We start from the raw sequence: 17,672 nt of genomic DNA, 5'->3' as shown, positions 1-17,672 counted from the left end.
GTTCAACGTGCCGTTGCTTCAGCCCTGTTCAGCTGGTCTGGAGCGACGTGTCGTCGATCAGGAAGCTGGTCGCGAGGCTGGAGTCCTCCTTGCCGGTGAACTTGATCGTCACCGACTGGCCCGCGTAGGAGGACAGGTCGACGGACTTCTGGACGTAGCCGCTGGTCGCGTCGGCGTTGGAGTAGGTCGCCACGGTGGTGCCGTTGGCGGTGACCGTCAGCTTGTCGTACGCGGTCTTGCCCGTCTCCTGGGTGGAGATGTACTGCCACCAGCTCAGCGTGGCCTTGCAGCCCGAGGGGACGGTGACGGTCTGGGAGAGGGTGTCGGTGTGGGTGGTGCCGTAACCGTCCAGCCACGCCTTCCAGTTGCCCGAGTGCGCCGGGGCGCTGCTGCTGTCGTCGATCACGCCGGAGGACGCGGTCCACGGAGCGGCCGAGCCGGTCTCGAAGCCGGGGTTGCCGAGCAGCTGGGAGCCGGTGCAGCCGCCACCGGAGGTGGTGACCGTCCAGCCGAAGGTGGCCGAGCCGGAGGCGCCGGTGGTGTCGGTGGCGGTGACCGTCACGTTGGAGGTGCCCGCGGCGGTCGGGGTGCCGGAGATGACACCGGTGGAGGAGTTGATCGACAGACCCGCCGGGAGGCCGGTGGCGCTGTAGGTGAGGGTCTGGCCGCTGGCCGAGTCACTGGCGCTGATCGGCAGCGAGACCGAGGTGCCCACCGCGGTGGACTGGCTGCCCGGGTTGGTGACCGTCACCGTGTTGCCGGTGGCGGTGGTGACCGCCCAGGTGAAGGTGGTGGTGCCCGAGGCGCCGGTGGTGTCCTTGACGGTGACCGTCACGTTGGACGAGCCGGTGGTCGTCGGGGTGCCGGTGATCAGGCCGCTGGAGGAGTTGATCGACAGGCCCGCCGGGAGGCCGGTGGCGCTGTAGGTGAGGGTCTGGCCGCTGGCCGAGTCGCTCGCGTTGATCTGGAGCGAGACCGCGGTGCCCGAACGGGTCGACTGGTTGCCCGGGTTGGTGACCGTCACGGTGTTGCCGGTGCTGGTGCCGTTGGTGAAGGCGGCGGTGCCGTTCGGCGTGCCGAGGCCGGTCGGGCCGTCGTAGCCGGTGCCCGCGGTGCACAGGTAGCTGGGCGAGCAGGAGCCGTTGGAGCCCGAGGTCACGTCGTTGAGCGACGAGGTGTGGGCGTAGGGGTACGACGCCGGGGTGGTGCCGGCCGTCGGGGCGCCCGCCAGCGCGTAGACGGAGGCGATGATCGGCGAGGAGGCGCTGGTGCCGCCGTACTCGTTCCAGCCGCCGTTGCCGTTGTACGTGTCGTAGACCGCCACGCCGGTGGCCGGGTCGGCGACCGCGGAGACGTCCGAGATGGTCCGCTTCGAGCAGCCGGTGTCCTTCTGCCAGGACGGCTTCGGGTCGTAGGCGGAGCAGCCGGAGCCGGTGCCCTCGGAGGAGGAGGTGTCCCACACCGACTCGGACCAGCCACGGGAGTTGGACGCGGTCTTCAGCGAGGTGCCGCCGACCGAGGTGACGTACTGCGAGGCGGCCGGGTACTCGGCGCCGTAGCCGCTGTCACCGGCCGAGGCGGTCACCGCGACACCGGGGTGGTCGTAGTACTGGGTGTCCTCGGAGGTCTGCGAGGAGTCCTCGGAGCCGCCGTAGGAGTTGGAGACGTACTTCGCACCCATGCTGACCGCGGTGTTGACCGCGGTGCCCAGGTCGGAGTCGCTCTCCGAGCTGGCCTCCACCAGGATGATGTGGCAGTTGGGGCAGACGGCGGAGACCATGTCGACGTCCAGCGACTCCTCACCCGTCCAGTCGTCCGAGGACGGCGCGGGGGAGGGAAGCGGGCTGGTCTGGCCGTTCTCGTTGACCTTCTGGAAGCATCCGCTGCCGCACGCCGGGAGGCCGAACTGGCTGCGGTAGGTGGCCAGGTCGCTGGCGGCGTTCGGGTCGTCGAAGGCGTCGACCACGGCGACCGTCTGGCCGCTGCCGCCGGAGGCCGCGGCCGAGGCGAGGTTGTACGCCGACTGCAGCTGGCTCGGGCCGTAACCGGACGGCGAGGCGTTGGGCGAGATGCCCATGCGGTGCGCGATGTCGGTGCGCTTCTCCGCGAAGCAGGACATGTAACCGGGCTTGCTGGCCTGGTCGCAGGCGTCCTTGACCTTCACCGTGCTGCTGGTGCTGCTCGTGGCGGTGCTCTGGTGGGTGGCCGCGGCGGCCGGGCCCGCGGCGATCAGCCCGCCGGTCACCAGGGCCCCGGCGGACAGGAGCGCGGTGGCGGCGGTTCTCGCCCAGCGCACGTCCGGTCTGCCGGAGTGTCTTTTCTTCGAGCGCATGAAGTGCCCTCCAGTGGGGGATGCGCAGGCAGGGTGGTCTGCGCATGACAAGTCGGCCCCGTGGGGCCGGATGGAGAGTGCGGGTGCTGATGGTGCTTCGTGCTCGGAAAGTACGTGCGATACGGATGACGCGAAGGTGCTTGCGATACGGATGGTGCCCTGTGCGGTGCGGCGCGCACGGGGTGCGCCACGGTGGTGCCGGCCGAGCCCTGTCGTTCGGGGTGCGCTGATCTGTCACGGATCCCGTATGTGCCACCCCGGACAGTGGTGGCTACTGGCGATGAAAGTAGCGAAGACGCCATGATGTGACAACCAGGAAGCTGTAAATCCTTCTCGCCAACTTCATTGCCTGGCCGTATACGGTGTGCTGCCATGGAACCGGAGGAGCAGTCCGTCGGTCAGCTCGTAGCGCTCGGGCTGGCCCGGTACGAAGCGCGGGTGTATCTCGCGCTGATCAGGCGCGAGTCGTACACGGCCGCCGAGGCGGCACGTGAGGCCGACGTCCCGCGCCAGCGCATCTACGACGTACTGGACGCCCTCGTACGGCGCAGGCTGGCGGTGGCCCACCCGGGCCGGGTCGCCACGTTCTCCGCCATCGATCCCGAACTGGCGCTGACCCGGCTGATGTCGGACCAGCGCGAGGCGCTGGACCGGATGGAACGGGTCTCCAGCGGACTGGTGGCCGCCCTGTTGCCGGTCTGGTCGGAGGGCCGCTCGCAGTCCGACCCGCTGGACTACATCGAGGTGCTGCGGGATCCGAAGGCGATCTCGGAACGCTTCGTCGACATCCAGGAGCAGGCCAGCCGTGAGCTGCTGAGCTTCAACAAGCCGCCGTTCGTGACCTCGACCGACAACCCGGCCGGGATGAAGGTCGTCAGACGGCTGAGCCGGGCCGGGGGAGTGGTCCAGGCGATCTACACCTACGACGTGCTGGACGACCCGGGCATGACCGAGAACGTCGAGCAGTTCGGGCTGGCCGGGGAGGAGGCCCGCTTCTCCCGCGATCTGCCGCTGAAGCTGGTGATCGCGGACGCCTCGCTGGTGCTGTGCGACATGCCGGACCCGGTGGCCGGAACGGGCGCCACGACCGCGCTGTTCATCGAGCACCCGGCACTGGCGGGCTGCCTGCGGCTGGCGTTCCAGACCGTGTGGGCGGGCAGCTCCACCATGGAGGCGGTGCGCGACCTGCGCGAGACGCTCTAGCCCCGACCCCCCGCCTCAGCCGCGGACCGCCTGCAACGCCAGCAGCGCCACGTGCAGCGACAGGCACGACTCGACCTGGTCCAGGTCGGTGCCGAGGATGCGCTCCACGCGGTGCAGCCGGTCGTAGAACGACGGCCGCGACATGTGGGCGGCGTCCGCCGCGGCCGACTTGTTGCGGCCCGAGGTCAGGTAGACGCTCAGGATGCGCACCAGGTCGGTGCCGTTCTCCGCGTCGTAGGCCAGCAGCGGCCCGAGTTCGCGTTCCACGTACGTCTGGAGCCGGGCGTCGTCGCGCAGCAGGTGCAGCAGCCCGCGCAGGCGCACGTCCGGCAGCCGGTAGTACGTGCCCGCCTTGCGCTCGCGCGCGTGCGAGGCGGCGTCGGCGACCTGGGCGGCCTCCAGCAGGGTGCGCCGGGCGTCGCGCAGCGAGCCCACCGAGGAGCCCGCCGCCATCAGGAACGCGGGCTGCTCGCCGGACGGTTCGGCCAGCCGGTCCAGCGCCGCCGCGAAGCCCTCCAGCGCCGCGTGCTCGTCGTCGGCCGGGCCGAGCGAGACCAGCAGGCCCACGCCGCCGTCGTCCAGCGCGCCGATCAGCGAGGTCAGCGCCCGCTCGCGGGCCGCGGCCGCCGCCGTCTCGGCGAAGTCCCGCAGCCGCGCCTGCGCCTCCAGCGCCGCCGACCCCGGGCCGCCGCGCAGCCGCAGCATCACCCCGACCAGCCGCCGCCCCTCCAGCTGCACGCCCAGCGCCCGGGCGCGCAGCGCGACCTCGGAGACGGTCAGCGCGTGGGTGAGGATGCCGGACAGCAGGGTGCGGTGGGTCTGGCGCTCCAGCGACTCGCGGTCGCGTTCCAGCAGCCGGTTGAGGGCGAGGGTGGCCGCGCCGCGTTCCACCAGCACCGTCCAGTGGCTGGACGGCTCACGGGCCGGGGTGCCCGCCACGACCAGCCGCCCCCAGTCCTGGCCGCGCGCGCCGACCGTGGTGACCAGCCAGCCGGAGCGGCCGTCGTAGCCGGTGCGGGCGGCCACCCGCACCCCGCGCGAGCGCCGCTCCCAGCCGTCCAGCAGCCCGCGCGGGTCCTGGCCCGCCGCGTCGAAGGCGAGGACCTGGTGGGAGAGGTTCTCCAGCACCACCGGCGCACCGGCGAGCCGCGCGACCTCGCGGACCACCTCCTCCGGCTCCGCGCCCTCGACCGACAGCTCGTTGAAGATCTGGTGGACCGACTCCGACGCCCGCAGCTCGGTCAGCTGGGCGTTGACGACGTGCTCGTGCACCGCGCCGGTGACGGCCACGAACCGCACCTCGGTGCGCAGCTCCACCAGCGGGAGACCGCGCCGCTCGGCGGCCCTGACCAGCGCCTTCGGCAGCTCGTCGGCGTAGCGGCGGCCCAGCTCGACCACGAGTCCCGCGGCGCCGACGTCGGCCAGGTCGTCGATGTAGCGGGCGAGCGACTCCTTGTCGGCGGGCAGCATCACGCCGGTGGACAGCACCAGCTCGCCGCCGTGCAGCATGCCGGCGATGTCGGCCAGCTCGCTGATGTGCACCCAGCGCACCGGGTGACCGAGGCCCGCGGCGCCCGCGACGACCCTCGGGTTGCCGTGGCGCACCACGTCCAGTTCCAGGACCTGTTCGACGGTGGGGAACACGGGCTGGGCCTCCGCAGGGATCCGGAAGGGTTGTCACAGTGTAAAGCGCGGTACGGCGCCGGAGTCAGGGTGCCGGTTGCCGCGATCATGGGCGCTGCGGCATCGTCCCAAGAAGCCAGAAAGTGTCGAGAACAGATTCCGTCGCGTAACCAAAAGGCAACAACGGAATCCCTTGTTGGGTCGATTCCATTCTGCCAGGATCGGCCACCAACCCGGCGAAACGCTACACCCGAGGCCCTCGGCCCCGGTGGGCGTCCGGGGGAGCACATGAGGAGAAACGCCATCGTGATGCAGCACAGCCGAACAGCCGCGCTCGAAGTGGCGGAGCGGCTCGCCGAGGGATCGCAGTACATCGCGGGAAGCCTCAGGCCCGGCTCGTCGGGGCGCCGCCACAGTGTCGTCGACCCCGCCACCGGCGAGGCCGTCCACCCCTACGACCTCGCCTCCGCCGACGACGTGGACGCGGCCGTGGCCGCCGCCCGCGAGGCACTGCCCGGCTGGGCCGGAGCCACCCCCGGTGAGCGCTCCGACGCCCTGCACCGCTTCGCCGCCGCCCTCGGTGAGGCGGCCGACGACCTCGCGCTCGCCGAATCGCTCCAGTGCGGCAAGCCGCTCAAGCTCTCGACCGGCTTCGACGTGCCCGGCACCGTCGACAACACCGCGTTCTTCGCCGGTGCCGCCCGCCACCTGCAGGGCCAGGCGGCCGGCGAGTACTCCGGCGACCACACCTCGTACGTGCGGCGCGAGCCGGTCGGCGTCGTCGGCTCCATCGCGCCGTGGAACTACCCGCTCCAGATGGCCGCCTGGAAGGTGCTGCCCGCCATCGCCGCGGGCAACACCATCGTGCTCAAGCCCGCCGAGCTGACCCCGCTGACCTCGCTGATGTTCGCGCGGGCCGCGACCGCGGCGGGCATCCCCGACGGCGTGGTCAACGTCGTGACCGGCACCGGCCGCGAGGCGGGCGAACACCTCGTCGCCCACCCCGGCGTCGCCATGACCTCGTTCACCGGCTCCACCGCGGTCGGCAAGCGGGTCGCCGAGGTCGCCACCGCCACCGTCAAGCGGCTGCACCTCGAACTCGGCGGCAAGGCGCCCTTCGTGGTCTTCGACGACGCCGACCTGGAGGCCGCCGCGCACGGCGCCGTCGCCGGGGCGCTGATCAACACCGGCCAGGACTGCACCGCCGCCACCCGCGCCTACGTCCAGCGGCCGCTGTACGACGCGTTCGTCGCCGCCGTCGCCGAACTCTTCGAGACCGTGGTGGTCGGCGACCCGTTCGACCCCGCCACCGACATCGGCCCGCTGATCTCCCACACCCAGCGCGACCGCGTCGCCGGCTTCGTGGAACGCGCCCGCTCCTACGCCACCGTCGTCACCGGCGGCCACGCCCCGGGCGGCGACCTCGCCAAGGGCGCGTACTACCGCCCCACCCTCATCACCGGCGCCGCGCAGGACAGCGAGGTCGTCCAGGGCGAGATCTTCGGCCCGGTCCTGGTCGTGCTGCCCTTCGACAGCGACGACGAGGGCCTGGCGCTCGCCAACGACACGCCCTACGGCCTGGCCGCCTCCGCCTGGACCCGGGACGTCTTCCGGGCCGGCCGCGCCACCCGCGAGATCGCCGCGGGCTGCGTCTGGGTCAACGACCACATCCCGATCATCAGCGAGATGCCGCACGGCGGCTACAAGGCCAGCGGCTACGGCAAGGACATGTCGGCGTACTCCTTCGAGGAGTACACGCAGGTCAAGCACGTCATGTACGACAACACGGCGGTGGCGCGCAAGGACTGGCACCGCACGATCTTCGGAAGCCAGGTGACGCCGTGACCGGTCCCGACCCCCTCGACCTCGCGCGGTTCACCAACCGCACCCGGCTGCGCTCGACCGCCTCCCGCGTCAGCCGCCGCGCCCTGCTGCGCGGCGCCACCGCGGGCGGCCTCGCGGTCGCCGGGGCGAGCGCGCTGTCGGCCTGCGGCGTGCAGGGCCACGTGGTGCCGCCCGGCGCCCAGGAGACCGGCCAGCCAGGGCACGACTACTCGGACACCGAGAAGAAGGTCGTCTTCGCCAACTGGCCCGCGTACATCGACGTCGACGCCAAGGACCCCAACAAGCGCCCCACCCTGGACCGCTTCGAGAAGGAGACCGGCATCCAGGTGCAGTACCTGGAGGTCATCAACGACAACAACGACTGGTACACCAAGGTGGACCCGTCGCTGGTCAAGGGCGTCGACACCGGATACGACATCATGGTCGTCAGCGACTACATGGTGGCCAAGTACCGCGCCTACGACTACATCCAGGAACTCGACCTGGCCAACGTCCCCAACCACGCCCACCTGCTGCCCTCGGTGCTGCACGACCCCACCGACGCCGGCCGCCGCTACACCGTCCCGTGGGCGTACGGGTACACCACCATCGCGTACAACAAGAACCTGGTGAAGCAGCCGATCACCTCGATCGCCGAGATCTTCACCCGGCCCGACCTGCACGGCAAGGTCTCGCTGTTCGCCGAGATGGAGGACACCGTCGCCCTCGCGCTGCTGGCGCTCGGCTACGACCCGGAGAAGTTCACCGACGCGCAGTTCAACAAGTCGCTGGAGTACGTGCGCAAGGCCAAGGCCGCCGGGCAGATCCGGGCCTTCACCGGCAACGACTACCTCAGCGACTTCCAGCAGGGCAACACCGCCGTGACGATGGCGTACTCCGGTGACGTCGCCCAGCTCGGCAAGCCCAACCTGGTCACCGTCGACCTGCCCAAGGAAGGCCTGCTGTCCTGGTCGGACAACTGCGTCATCCCCAACTTCGCCCGGCACAAGACCAACGCCGAGAAGCTGCTCAACTACTACCTGCGCCCCGACGTCGCCGCCGCGCTTGACGACTACATCGACTACATCCCCTCCGTCGAGGGCGCCGACGTCGCCCTGCGCGCCCTGGACCCGCAGGCGGCGGCCTCCCCGCTGATCGTCCCGACGAAGCAGATGGAAGCGAAGGCCCGCGGCTTCATGGCCCTGACCGTCGACCAGCTCAACGACTACACCGGCCGCTTCCAGCAGGTCACCGGCCAGTAGAACCGGTGCGCACCACCGCCCAAGGATGAGAGAAGAGTCCCGATGAGCTCCAACGATGTGCTCGGCCGCACCGAGGGCGGAGACCTCCGTCTGGCCGGACTGACCAAGCGCTACGGTTCGTTCACCGCCGTGGACGATCTCGACCTGACCGTCCCGCAGGGCTCGTTCTTCGCCCTGCTCGGCGCCTCCGGCTGCGGCAAGACCACCACCCTGCGGATGGTCTCCGGCCTGGAGGAGCCCACCGCCGGCCGCATCTTCCTCGGCGACCAGGACGTCACCGACCGCAAGCCGTACCGCCGCCCGGTCAACACCGTCTTCCAGAACTACGCGCTCTTCCCGCACCTCGACATCTACGAGAACGTCGCCTTCGGGCTGCGCAGGCGCGGCGTCAAGGACGTCAAGAAGCCGGTCACCGACATGCTCGACCTGGTCGAACTCGGCCACCTCGCCAAGCGCAAGCCCGGCCAGCTCTCCGGCGGCCAGCAGCAGCGCATCGCCCTCGCCCGCGCCCTCATCAACCAGCCGCAGGTGCTGCTGCTCGACGAGCCGCTCGGCGCCCTCGACCTCAAGCTGCGCCGCCAGATGCAGATCGAGCTCAAGCGCATCCAGCTGGAGGTCGGCCTCACCTTCGTGCACGTCACCCACGACCAGGAGGAGGCCATGACCATGGCCGACACCATCGCGGTGATGAACGCCGGCCGCATCGAGCAGATGGGCTCGCCCGCCGAGCTGTACGAGAACCCGAGCACCACCTTCGTCGCCAACTTCCTCGGCCAGTCCAACCTGCTGACCGGCACCGTCGAGGGCGTCGACGGCGACGTGGTCACCGTCACCGCGCACGGCCAGCGCCTCACCCTGGACGCCGCGCGATGTCCGGTGCGCTCCGGCGCCGTCATCCTCGGCGTGCGCCCGGAGAAGGTCCATCTCGCCCGCACCGGCGCCGAGATACCCGCCGGCCACAACCGGCTGACCGGCGGCACCGTCGTCGACACCTCGTTCATCGGTGTCTCCACGCAGTACCTGGTCACCCTCGCCACCGGCGAGGAGGTCTCGGTCTTCGAGCAGAACACCGGCCGCGAGATCCAGCGCCCCGGCACCGAGGTCGTCGTGCACTGGGACCCCAGCCAGGGCTTCGGCCTCGAAGGCGGCCAGGACATCGAGGCCGGCGCGGCCGACATCGAGGAGGACGCGGCATGACCGCCGTCGTTCCGAGCCCGGAACTCACCGAACCCGTCGAACCACCGCCCTCGGCCCGCAAGCCGAAGCGCAACTGGACGCCGTGGGTCCTGCTGGCGCCCGGACTGCTGTGGCTCGTCGTCTTCTTCCTCGTGCCGATCTTCACCTCGGTCTCCGCCTCCGTGCAGACCGGCGACTACGACGACGGCTTCAAGCTCACCTGGCACTGGGCCAACTACTCGCAGGCCCTCACCGACTACGGCGTCCAGTACCTGCACTCCGGCATCTACTCGGTGCTGTGCACGGTCTTCTGCCTGGCGCTCGGCTACCCCGTCGCGTACTTCATCGCCTTCAAGGGCGGCAAGTACAAGAGCCTGCTGATGGCCCTGGTGATCGTGCCGTCCTTCACCAGCTTCCTGATCCGCACCATCGCCTGGAAGACGATCCTCGCCGACAACGGCCCCGTCGTGCAGTTCCTCAACGACGCGCACGTCCTGAAGCTGACCAGCGCGCTGGGCTGGACCGTCGGCAACCACGTGCTGGCCAGCCCCGCCGCCGTGGTCTGCGGCATGGTCTACAACTTCCTGCCCTTCACCATCCTGCCGCTGTACACCTCGCTGGAGAAGATCGACCCCAGGCTGCACGAGGCCGGGCACGACCTGTACTGCAGCCCGTTCACCACCTGGCGCCGCGTCACCCTGCCGCTGTCCATGCCCGGCGTCATCGGCGGCACCCTGCTGACGTTCATCCCCGCCATCGGCGACTACATCAACGCCCAACTGCTCGGCAACCCCAACACCGGCGTCGTCGGCCAGAAGATCGAGGACCTGTTCCTCCGCAACACCCAGGGCTATCCGGTCGGCTCCGCCATCTCCGTCGTGATGATGGTCGGCACGCTGGTCCTGGTCATGAGCTACATCCGCAAGGCCGGGACGGAGGACCTGATCTGATGACCGCTGTGACCGCCCCGCCCGCGGCGCCCACCACCGCGGCCCGGCCGCCCGAGGCGCGCCGCCGCTCCCCGCTCGCCTGGGCCAGGGAACACCTGCTGCTCGCCGTCACCGTGCTGATCTTCGTCTTCATGCTGCTGCCGAACGTCATCATCTTCTGGATGTCGTTCAACCAGCCGCAGGGCAAGTTCGACTACGTCTGGCACCGCTTCTCCCTCGCCGCCTGGCAGAACCCGTGCGCCAACGGCGAGATGTGCCACAGCATCGGCCTGTCGCTGCGCATCGGCGTCGTCGCCACCATCGTCGCCACCGTGCTCGGCACGATGATCGCGTTCGCCATGGTCCGCTACCGCTTCAAGGCCCGCTCCGGCATCAACGCCCTGCTCTTCCTGCCGATGGCCGCCCCCGAGGTGGTCATGGGCGCCACCCTCGCCGCGCTGTTCTTCAACACCATCGGCCCCGGCGGCCTGGGCTTTTGGACCATCACCATCGCGCACGTGATGTTCTGCGTCTCCTACGTCGTCGTCACCGTCAAGTCGCGGCTGGCCGGCATGGACCCGACGCTGGAACGCGCCGCGCAGGACCTGTACGCCACCCCCACCCAGACCTTCCGGTACGTCACGCTGCCGCTGGTCGCCCCGGGCATCGCCGCCGCCGCGCTGCTGGCGTTCGCCCTGTCCATCGACGACTACATCGTCACCGTCTTCACCGCGGGCAACCTGGAGACCTTCCCCATGTACATCTGGGGCTCGGTCCAGCGTGCCTACCCCGCGCAGATCGACGTCATCGGTTCACTGATGCTCATCGTGACCATGGCGATCATCGCGCTGTCGCAGGTCCTGGGACGGGCGAGGAGCGCACGCCGATAAGACCATCTCACCTTCCCTGACACATCCTCACCGTGTGACCTGTTCACGAAAGCAGTGATAACCGATGGACCCAGCCCGCCCGTCGCCCTCCGCCACCCTCAGAGGACGTCGCTGCGCGCCGCGGCACTATCAAGCGCTCGCCGACGTGCAGCCGACGCCCTACTGGCTGGACGACCCCGGCAGGCCCGGGGCCAGGCCCGCGCTGGTCGGGGACGAGCACTGCGACCTGCTCGTCGTCGGCGGCGGCTACTCGGGCCTGTGGACCGCCCTGATCGCCAAGGAACGCGACCCCTCCCGGGACGTCGTGCTCATCGAGGGCGAGCGGATCGGCTGGGCCGCCACCGGGCGCAACGGCGGCTTCTGCGCCGCGTCCATCACCCACGGCCTCGGCAACGGACTGGAGCGCTGGCCCGGCGAGATCACCGAACTCGAACGCCTCGGCAACCGCAACCTCGACGAGATCGAGGCCGCCGTCGCCCGCCACGGCATCGACTGCGACTTCGAGCGCACCGGCGAGATCGACGTCGCCACCGAGCCGTACCAGGTCGACGACCTGCACGCGCTCGCCGAGGAGGCCGCGGGCCACGGCATCCGGCTCGACCTGCTGGACCGCGACGCGATGCGCGCCGAGGTCGACTCGCCGACCTTCCTCGGCGGCCTGTGGGACCGCGAGGGCGTCGCCATGCTCCACCCGGCCAAGCTCGCCTGGGGCCTCGCCGACGCCTGCGCCCGCCTCGGCGTGCGCATCCACGAGCACACCCGCGCCACCGAACTGGCCCGCAACGGCGCCGGGATGGCGGTGCGCACCGGCTACGGACGGGTCTTCGCCCGCCAGGTCGTCCTCGGCTCCGGCGTCTTCCCCTCGCTGGTCAAGCGGGTCCGGCCATTCGTCGTACCGGTCTACGACTACGCGCTGATGACCGAACCGCTCAGCGCCGAGCGGATGGCGTCCCTCGGCTGGAAGAACCGGCAGGGCCTCGGCGACAGCGCCAACCAGTTCCACTACTTCCGGCTCACCGCCGACAACCGGATCCTGTGGGGCGGCTACGACGCGATCTACCCGTACGGCGGCCGGGTCGCCGCCGAGCACGACCAGCGGCCGGAGACCTTCGCCAAGCTCGCGGGACAGTTCTTCGACTGCTTCCCGCAGCTCGAAGGCGTCCGCTTCACGCACGCGTGGGGAGGCGCGATCGACACCTGCTCGCGGTTCTCCGCGTTCTACGGCACCGCGCACGGCGGCCGGGTCGGCTACGCGGCCGGGTACACCGGGCTCGGCGTGGGTGCCACCCGCTTCGGCGCCGACGTCGTGCTCGACCTGCTGGCGGGAGAGCGCACGGAGCGCACCGAGCTGGAGATGGTCCGCAGCAAGCCGCTGCCGTTCCCGCCGGAACCGATCGCCTGGGCGGGCATCGAACTGACCCGCAGGTCCCTGGCTGCCGCCGACCGCAACGCCGGGCGCCGCAACCTGTGGCTGAAGACCCTGGACCGGCTCGGCCTGGGCTTCGACAGCTGATCACGCGACGCGACTGATCGTATGACCTGACCGCCCGCGGGGTGGTGCGCCGGAGCGAAGGGCTCCGGTCGCACCACCCCGCGTCGCGCTGTGCCCCTCGTCCACCGGACCTCCTCACGATTCGGCCGCGAAGCCGCGTAATACCCCGCCCGCCATCCGCTCTCCTCCGTGACCGCGACACGACCGGCCCGCCTGGGCCGGGAAACGGAGGGACCAGATGAGCGGGACCGGGGCGAGGTCCGCGGTGGAGTGGCTGGTGTCGGTGGCACCCGATCCGGAGGCCTGCCGCTGGGAGTGGGAGCGCAATCCGCTGGGCGTCACGCTGCTGCCCGCGGGCGAACGCTGGGACGTGCTGATCGTCGCCGGGCGGCTGGGGTGTCCGGCGCTGGACGTGCTGAGCCGGTTCATGGGCCGGCCCGGGCCCGTGCTCGCCGACTTCGGCGACGCCCGGACCGGCTTCTTCGTCCCGCCGGGCACCGCGTCCCGCTGGATCGGCACCGGGGTGCGCGGCGCGGGGACGGGCACCTGGATCGTCGTGCCCTACCCGGGGCGGGCCACCGGAGGGGTGCGCTGGCTGGTGCCGCCGGACGGCTCCGGCCTGCTGACCGACCCGGCGCTGCTGGAACTCGCGCTGCACGAGGCCGCCGCCGCACTGGCCGGTGACGGCGCCGCACCCCATGAACCGGGCCCGCGCCACCCCGGCGTTGACGACCTGTAAGGCCAACAGCCGCGACGCCGACACCCTGGTCCTTGTAGCGGCCGGTGCCGCCTCGCGAGACTGGGGACGAGGCTCTGAGAGGAAGGTCTGCCGTGACCGCTAAGCACATCACGCACTGGATCGCCGGGCAGGAATGGTCCGGGTCCGCCGAACGGCGGGGCGACGTGTACGACCCGGCGACCGGCCGGGTGTCCGGACACGTGGACTTCGCCTCGATCGCCGAGGTCGACCAGGCGGTCGGCGCGGCCGTCGAGGCGTTCGCCGGGTGGCGCGACGCGTCGGTGGCCAAGCGCACCCAGGTGCTGTTCGCCTTCCGTGAGCTGCTCAACGCGCACCGCGACGAGCTGGCCGCGATCATCGTCTCCGAGCACGGCAAGGTGCACTCCGACGCGCTCGGCGAGATCGCCCGCGGCCTGGAGGTCGTCGAGTACGCCTGCGGCATCCCCCAGCTGATCAAGGGCGGCTTCACCGAGCAGGCGTCCACCGGCATCGACGTCTACTCGATCCGCCAGCCGCTCGGCCCGGTCGCGATCATCTCGCCGTTCAACTTCCCGGCGATGGTGCCGATGTGGTTCTTCCCCCTCGCCGTCGCGGCCGGCAACACCGTGATCGTCAAGCCGTCCGAGAAGGACCCGTCGGCCGCCAACTTCCTGGCCGGACTGTGGAAGCGGGCCGGACTGCCGGACGGCGTCTTCAACGTCGTGCACGGCGACAAGGTGGCCGTCGACCGCCTCCTGGAGCACCCGGACGTCAAGTCCGTCTCCTTCGTCGGCTCCACCCCGATCGCCCGCTACGTCTACGAGACCGGCACCCGCTACGGCAAGCGCGTCCAGGCCCTCGGCGGCGCCAAGAACCACATGCTGGTCCTCCCCGACGCCGACCTCGACCTGGCCGCCGACGCCGCCGTCAACGCGGGCTTCGGCGCCGCGGGCGAGCGCTGCATGGCGGTCTCCGTCCTGGTCGCCGTCGACCCGGTGGGCGACGAACTGGTCGCGAAGATCAAGGAGCGCATGGCCACCCTCAAGGTCGGCCCCGGCTGCGCGCCCGACTCCGAGATGGGCCCGCTGGTCACCGGCGCCCACCGCGACAAGGTCACCTCCTACCTCGACGCCGGCCTCGCCGACGGCGCCACCCTCGCCGTCGACGGCCGCGAGCACGCCATCGCGGGCGAGGACAGCGCCGACGGCTTCTGGCTCGGCCCGACCCTCTTCGACGACGTCAAGCCCGGCATGTCGGTCTACAACGACGAGATCTTCGGCCCCGTCCTGTCCGTCGTCCGGGTCGGCTCGTACGACGAGGGCCTGGAGCTGATCAACGCCAACCCCTACGGCAACGGCACCGCGCTGTTCACCAACGACGGCGGCGCCGCCCGGCGCTTCCAGCGCGAGGTGGAGGTCGGCATGGTCGGCATCAACGTGCCGATCCCGGTGCCGGTCGCGTACTACAGCTTCGGCGGCTGGAAGGCGTCCCTGTTCGGCGACACCCACGCCTACGGCGAGGACGGCGTGCGCTTCTTCACCCGCGGCAAGGCCGTCACCCAGCGCTGGCTGGACCCGTCGCACGGGGGGCTGAACCTGGGCTTCCCCACGAACGACTGACCCGGTACGCCGCCGCGAGCAACGCCCCCGCCAGGCACCAGCTCGCGGCGACGTCCAGCGGCCAGTGGTAGCCGCGCCACACCAGGCCGGCGCCCACGGCGACGTTCAACGGCACGGCGGACGCCCCCAGCGCCCGCCGTGCCGTCACGCGTTCCGGTGAGGGCATCAGCGCCAGCGCGGCCAGCCCGTAGGCCGCCGCCGCCGTCATGGCGTGCCCGGAGGGGAAGTAGCCGGAGTGCGCGACGAGTCGGGCGGTCCCCGGCGCGGGCCGGGCGACAAGTGCCTTGAGAAGCACGACGATCGGCGCCGCGCAGGCCATCGCCACCGCGTACACCACCGCCTCGCGCCACCGCCCCAGCCGCCACGCCGCCCAGCCGAGCGCACAGGCCAGCACCGGCAGCGCCACCGGCAGATCACCGAGGTCGGAAAGGAACTGCGCCACCGGGCGCACCGACCGCTCGGCCGCGGCCTCCCGCAGCACGCTCGCGTCCACCGCCCGGTCCCACCCGTACAGCGGCCCGTGCGCGGCGACCTGCCAGGCGATCAGCGCGAAGAGGGCGAGACAGAGCAGCGGGGTCAGCGCCCGCGCACGGGACCGGGCCTTCGACCCTGAACGCGCCTGTGCCTGCGCCGGGAAAAAGTTCGGCCGCCCTGGAACAGGGGGGAGCGTTCCAGGGCGGCCAGGGCGATCGCCGGGCCGCGCGCCCCGGGGGGTTTGGGGCGGGCGGCCTGCCGATCGGCGAGGATCGCCGGAGTGCGAGCCACCGGCGTTGTCGTGCGCGAGGGCACTGCTGCGTCGGCGATGGGGAGTCGCCGACAAGGTGTCGTCCGCGGTGACCCGCGAGCGGGGTGGTTCCTTCATCCGCGACGACAGTACGTCACGTCGCCGACCCCCGGGGGAGCTGCCACCCGACCCTCATCAGGCCCGCACACGTTCTTCACGTGAACCGTCAACTCCCTTTCGGCTACTGCGCGTTACCGAAATCGGCGGACGGCTCAGAGGCCCGCGAAGGCGCTCTCGATGATGTCCAGGCCCTCGCCCAGCAGGTCCTCGCCGATCACCAGCGGCGGCAGGAAGCGCAGCACGTTGCCGTAGGTGCCGCAGGTGAGGACGACCAGGCCCTCGGCGTGGCAGGCCTTGGCCACCGCGGCGGTGGTCTCCGGGTCCGGGGTCCTGTCGCCGTCCCGCGTACCGGACTTGACCAGCTCGATCGCGATCATCGCACCGCGCCCGCGCACCTCACCGACGACGTCGTACTTCTCGGCCAGCGAGGTCAGCCGGGCCTTCATGATCTCCTCGATGCGCCGGGCCTTCGCGTTGAGGTCCAGTTCGCGCATCGTCTCGATGGAGCCGAGGGCGGCGGCGCAGGCCACCGGGTTGCCGCCGTAGGTGCCGCCCAGGCCGCCCGCGTGTGCGGCGTCCATGATCTCGGCGCGGCCGGTGACCGCGGCCAGCGGCAGACCGCCCGCGATGCCCTTGGCGGTCGTGATCAGGTCCGGGACGATGCCCTCGTCCTCGCAGGCGAACCACTGGCCGGTGCGGCAGAAGCCGGTCTGGATCTCGTCCGCCACGAACACGATGCCGTTGTCCTTGGCGAACTGCGCGATGCGCGGCAGGAAGCCCTTGGCGGGCTCGATGAAGCCGCCCTCACCGGCGATCGGCTCGATGACGATCGCGGCCACGTTCTCCGCGCCGACCTGCTTGGAGATCTGGTCGATCGCCTCGGCCGCGGCCTGCTCGGCGCAGTCCTCGGCGCCGGTCAGCCAGCGGAACGGGTAGGCCAGCGGCACCCGGTAGACCTCGGGGGCGAACGGGCCGAAGCCGTGCTTGTAGGGCATGTTCTTGGCGGTCAGCGCCATGGTGAGGTTGGTGCGGCCGTGGTAGCCGTGCTCGAAGACGACGACGGCCTGGCGCTTGGTGTACGCGCGGGCGATCTTCACCGCGTTCTCCACCGCCTCGGCGCCGGAGTTGAACAGCGCGGACTTCTTGGCGTGGTCGCCCGGGGTCAGCTCGGCGAGCTCCTCGGCCACCTGTACGTAGCCCTCGTAGGGCGTCACCATGAAACAGGTGTGGGTGAAGGCGGCGAGCTGCTCGGTGGCCTTGGCCACGACGGCCTCGGCGCTGTTGCCGACGCTGGCGACCGCGATGCCGGAACCGAAGTCGATCAGCGAGTTGCCGTCGACGTCCTCCAGGACGCCGCCGCCGGCACGGGTGATGAAGACCGGCAGGGTCGTGCCGACGCCGTTGGCGACGGTCGCCGTCTTACGGGCGAGCAGCTCCTGCGACTTCGGGCCGGGGATGGCGGTGACGAGACGACGCTCCTGCGGAAGGGCGGGGCCGCCGGACAGTTCGGTCATGGGGCTACTCCTTGCGATCATCTCTGCGATCACGGCGATCACGGTCTTTTCTCGCAGGCTAAGCCCGCCGGGCGGGGCCGCGCATACTCCGTTCGGGAGTGGTGGGGGTGGGCACTTCTACGTGGCGGACAGTGGTGGGCGGGAGCGGGGCGCGGCCGCCAGTGGGTGCGTGATCATCGTCGGGCGGGCGTGGCTCGACTACATTGTGTGCCGTCGCGGTGGCTAACGGGCGAGGGGCAACGAGCG

The 17,672-nt window shown here is 71.0% G+C and carries 13 protein-coding genes; 9 read left to right on the top strand and 4 right to left on the bottom strand.

The features are described from left to right. Window positions 1-28: 28 nt before the first annotated feature. Entirely contained in the window at window positions 29-2,332 is a 2,304-nt protein-coding gene (locus tag K7472_RS29290) for a putative Ig domain-containing protein (protein WP_222981744.1), read from the bottom strand. Between the two features lie 372 nt (window positions 2,333-2,704). Here K7472_RS29290 and K7472_RS29285 point away from each other — a divergent pair, with 372 nt between their 5' ends. Next, window positions 2,705-3,535: a TrmB family transcriptional regulator gene (locus tag K7472_RS29285; protein WP_222981742.1), complete on the top strand. Its 831-nt coding sequence runs from the start codon at window positions 2,705-2,707 to the stop codon at window positions 3,533-3,535. 15 nt (window positions 3,536-3,550) lie between these two features. On the opposite strand, the gene K7472_RS29280 is transcribed toward K7472_RS29285, so the two are convergent. Then, window positions 3,551-5,179: a PucR family transcriptional regulator gene (locus K7472_RS29280; protein WP_222981740.1), complete on the bottom strand. Its 1,629-nt coding sequence runs from the start codon at window positions 5,177-5,179 to the stop codon at window positions 3,551-3,553. A 288-nt stretch (window positions 5,180-5,467) separates the two neighbouring features. Here K7472_RS29280 and K7472_RS29275 point away from each other — a divergent pair, with 288 nt between their 5' ends. The 8 genes from K7472_RS29275 to K7472_RS29240 all read left to right on the top strand — a co-directional run bounded on the left by K7472_RS29275 (window position 5,468) and on the right by K7472_RS29240 (window position 15,068). Beyond that, on the top strand, window positions 5,468-7,003 hold the full coding sequence (locus K7472_RS29275; protein ID WP_222981777.1) for a gamma-aminobutyraldehyde dehydrogenase: 1,536 nt from the start codon (window positions 5,468-5,470) through the stop codon (window positions 7,001-7,003). After that, a complete protein-coding gene (locus K7472_RS29270; RefSeq protein ID WP_222981738.1) occupies window positions 7,000-8,244 on the top strand; it encodes a polyamine ABC transporter substrate-binding protein in 1,245 nt (414 codons plus the stop codon). Before K7472_RS29275 ends, K7472_RS29270 begins: the two co-directional genes overlap by 4 nt. Window positions 8,245-8,286: 42 nt before the next feature. Next, complete coding sequence (locus tag K7472_RS29265) at window positions 8,287-9,441, top strand: ABC transporter ATP-binding protein (RefSeq protein ID WP_222981736.1); 1,155 nt, start codon at window positions 8,287-8,289, stop codon at window positions 9,439-9,441. Further along, a complete protein-coding gene (locus K7472_RS29260; RefSeq protein WP_222981734.1) occupies window positions 9,438-10,370 on the top strand; it encodes an ABC transporter permease in 933 nt (310 codons plus the stop codon). Before K7472_RS29265 ends, K7472_RS29260 begins: the two co-directional genes overlap by 4 nt. Beyond that, entirely contained in the window at window positions 10,370-11,239 is an 870-nt protein-coding gene (locus K7472_RS29255; RefSeq protein WP_222981732.1) for an ABC transporter permease, read from the top strand. The genes K7472_RS29260 and K7472_RS29255 overlap by 1 nt, the downstream gene beginning before the upstream one ends. A gap of 64 nt (window positions 11,240-11,303) precedes the next feature. Continuing rightward, window positions 11,304-12,752: an NAD(P)/FAD-dependent oxidoreductase gene (locus K7472_RS29250; protein ID WP_222981730.1), complete on the top strand. Its 1,449-nt coding sequence runs from the start codon at window positions 11,304-11,306 to the stop codon at window positions 12,750-12,752. Between the two features lie 217 nt (window positions 12,753-12,969). Next, window positions 12,970-13,470 (top strand): hypothetical protein, encoded by a 501-nt coding sequence (locus K7472_RS29245; RefSeq protein ID WP_222981728.1) that lies wholly within the window; start codon window positions 12,970-12,972, stop codon window positions 13,468-13,470. Between the two features lie 92 nt (window positions 13,471-13,562). Continuing rightward, window positions 13,563-15,068, top strand: coding sequence for a CoA-acylating methylmalonate-semialdehyde dehydrogenase (locus K7472_RS29240; RefSeq protein ID WP_222981726.1), 1,506 nt, complete (start codon window positions 13,563-13,565; stop codon window positions 15,066-15,068). On the opposite strand, the gene K7472_RS33015 is transcribed toward K7472_RS29240, so the two are convergent. Then, window positions 15,004-15,561, bottom strand: a complete 558-nt coding sequence (locus K7472_RS33015; protein WP_308014138.1) for a phosphatase PAP2 family protein — start codon at window positions 15,559-15,561, stop codon at window positions 15,004-15,006. The genes K7472_RS29240 and K7472_RS33015 overlap by 65 nt on opposite strands. Before the next feature lie 503 nt (window positions 15,562-16,064). Then, the gene (gabT, locus tag K7472_RS29230) at window positions 16,065-17,426 is read right to left on the bottom strand and encodes a 4-aminobutyrate--2-oxoglutarate transaminase (RefSeq protein ID WP_222981722.1); all 1,362 of its coding nucleotides are present in this window, start codon (window positions 17,424-17,426) and stop codon (window positions 16,065-16,067) included. Window positions 17,427-17,672 lie beyond the last annotated feature (246 nt).

This window comes from Streptantibioticus parmotrematis, assembly GCF_019890615.1.
Lineage (GTDB): Bacteria > Actinomycetota > Actinomycetes > Streptomycetales > Streptomycetaceae > Streptantibioticus_D > Streptantibioticus_D parmotrematis.
The sequence above is the reverse complement of the archived record's forward strand: the minus strand, read 5'-3'. Positions and strand labels throughout refer to the sequence as shown.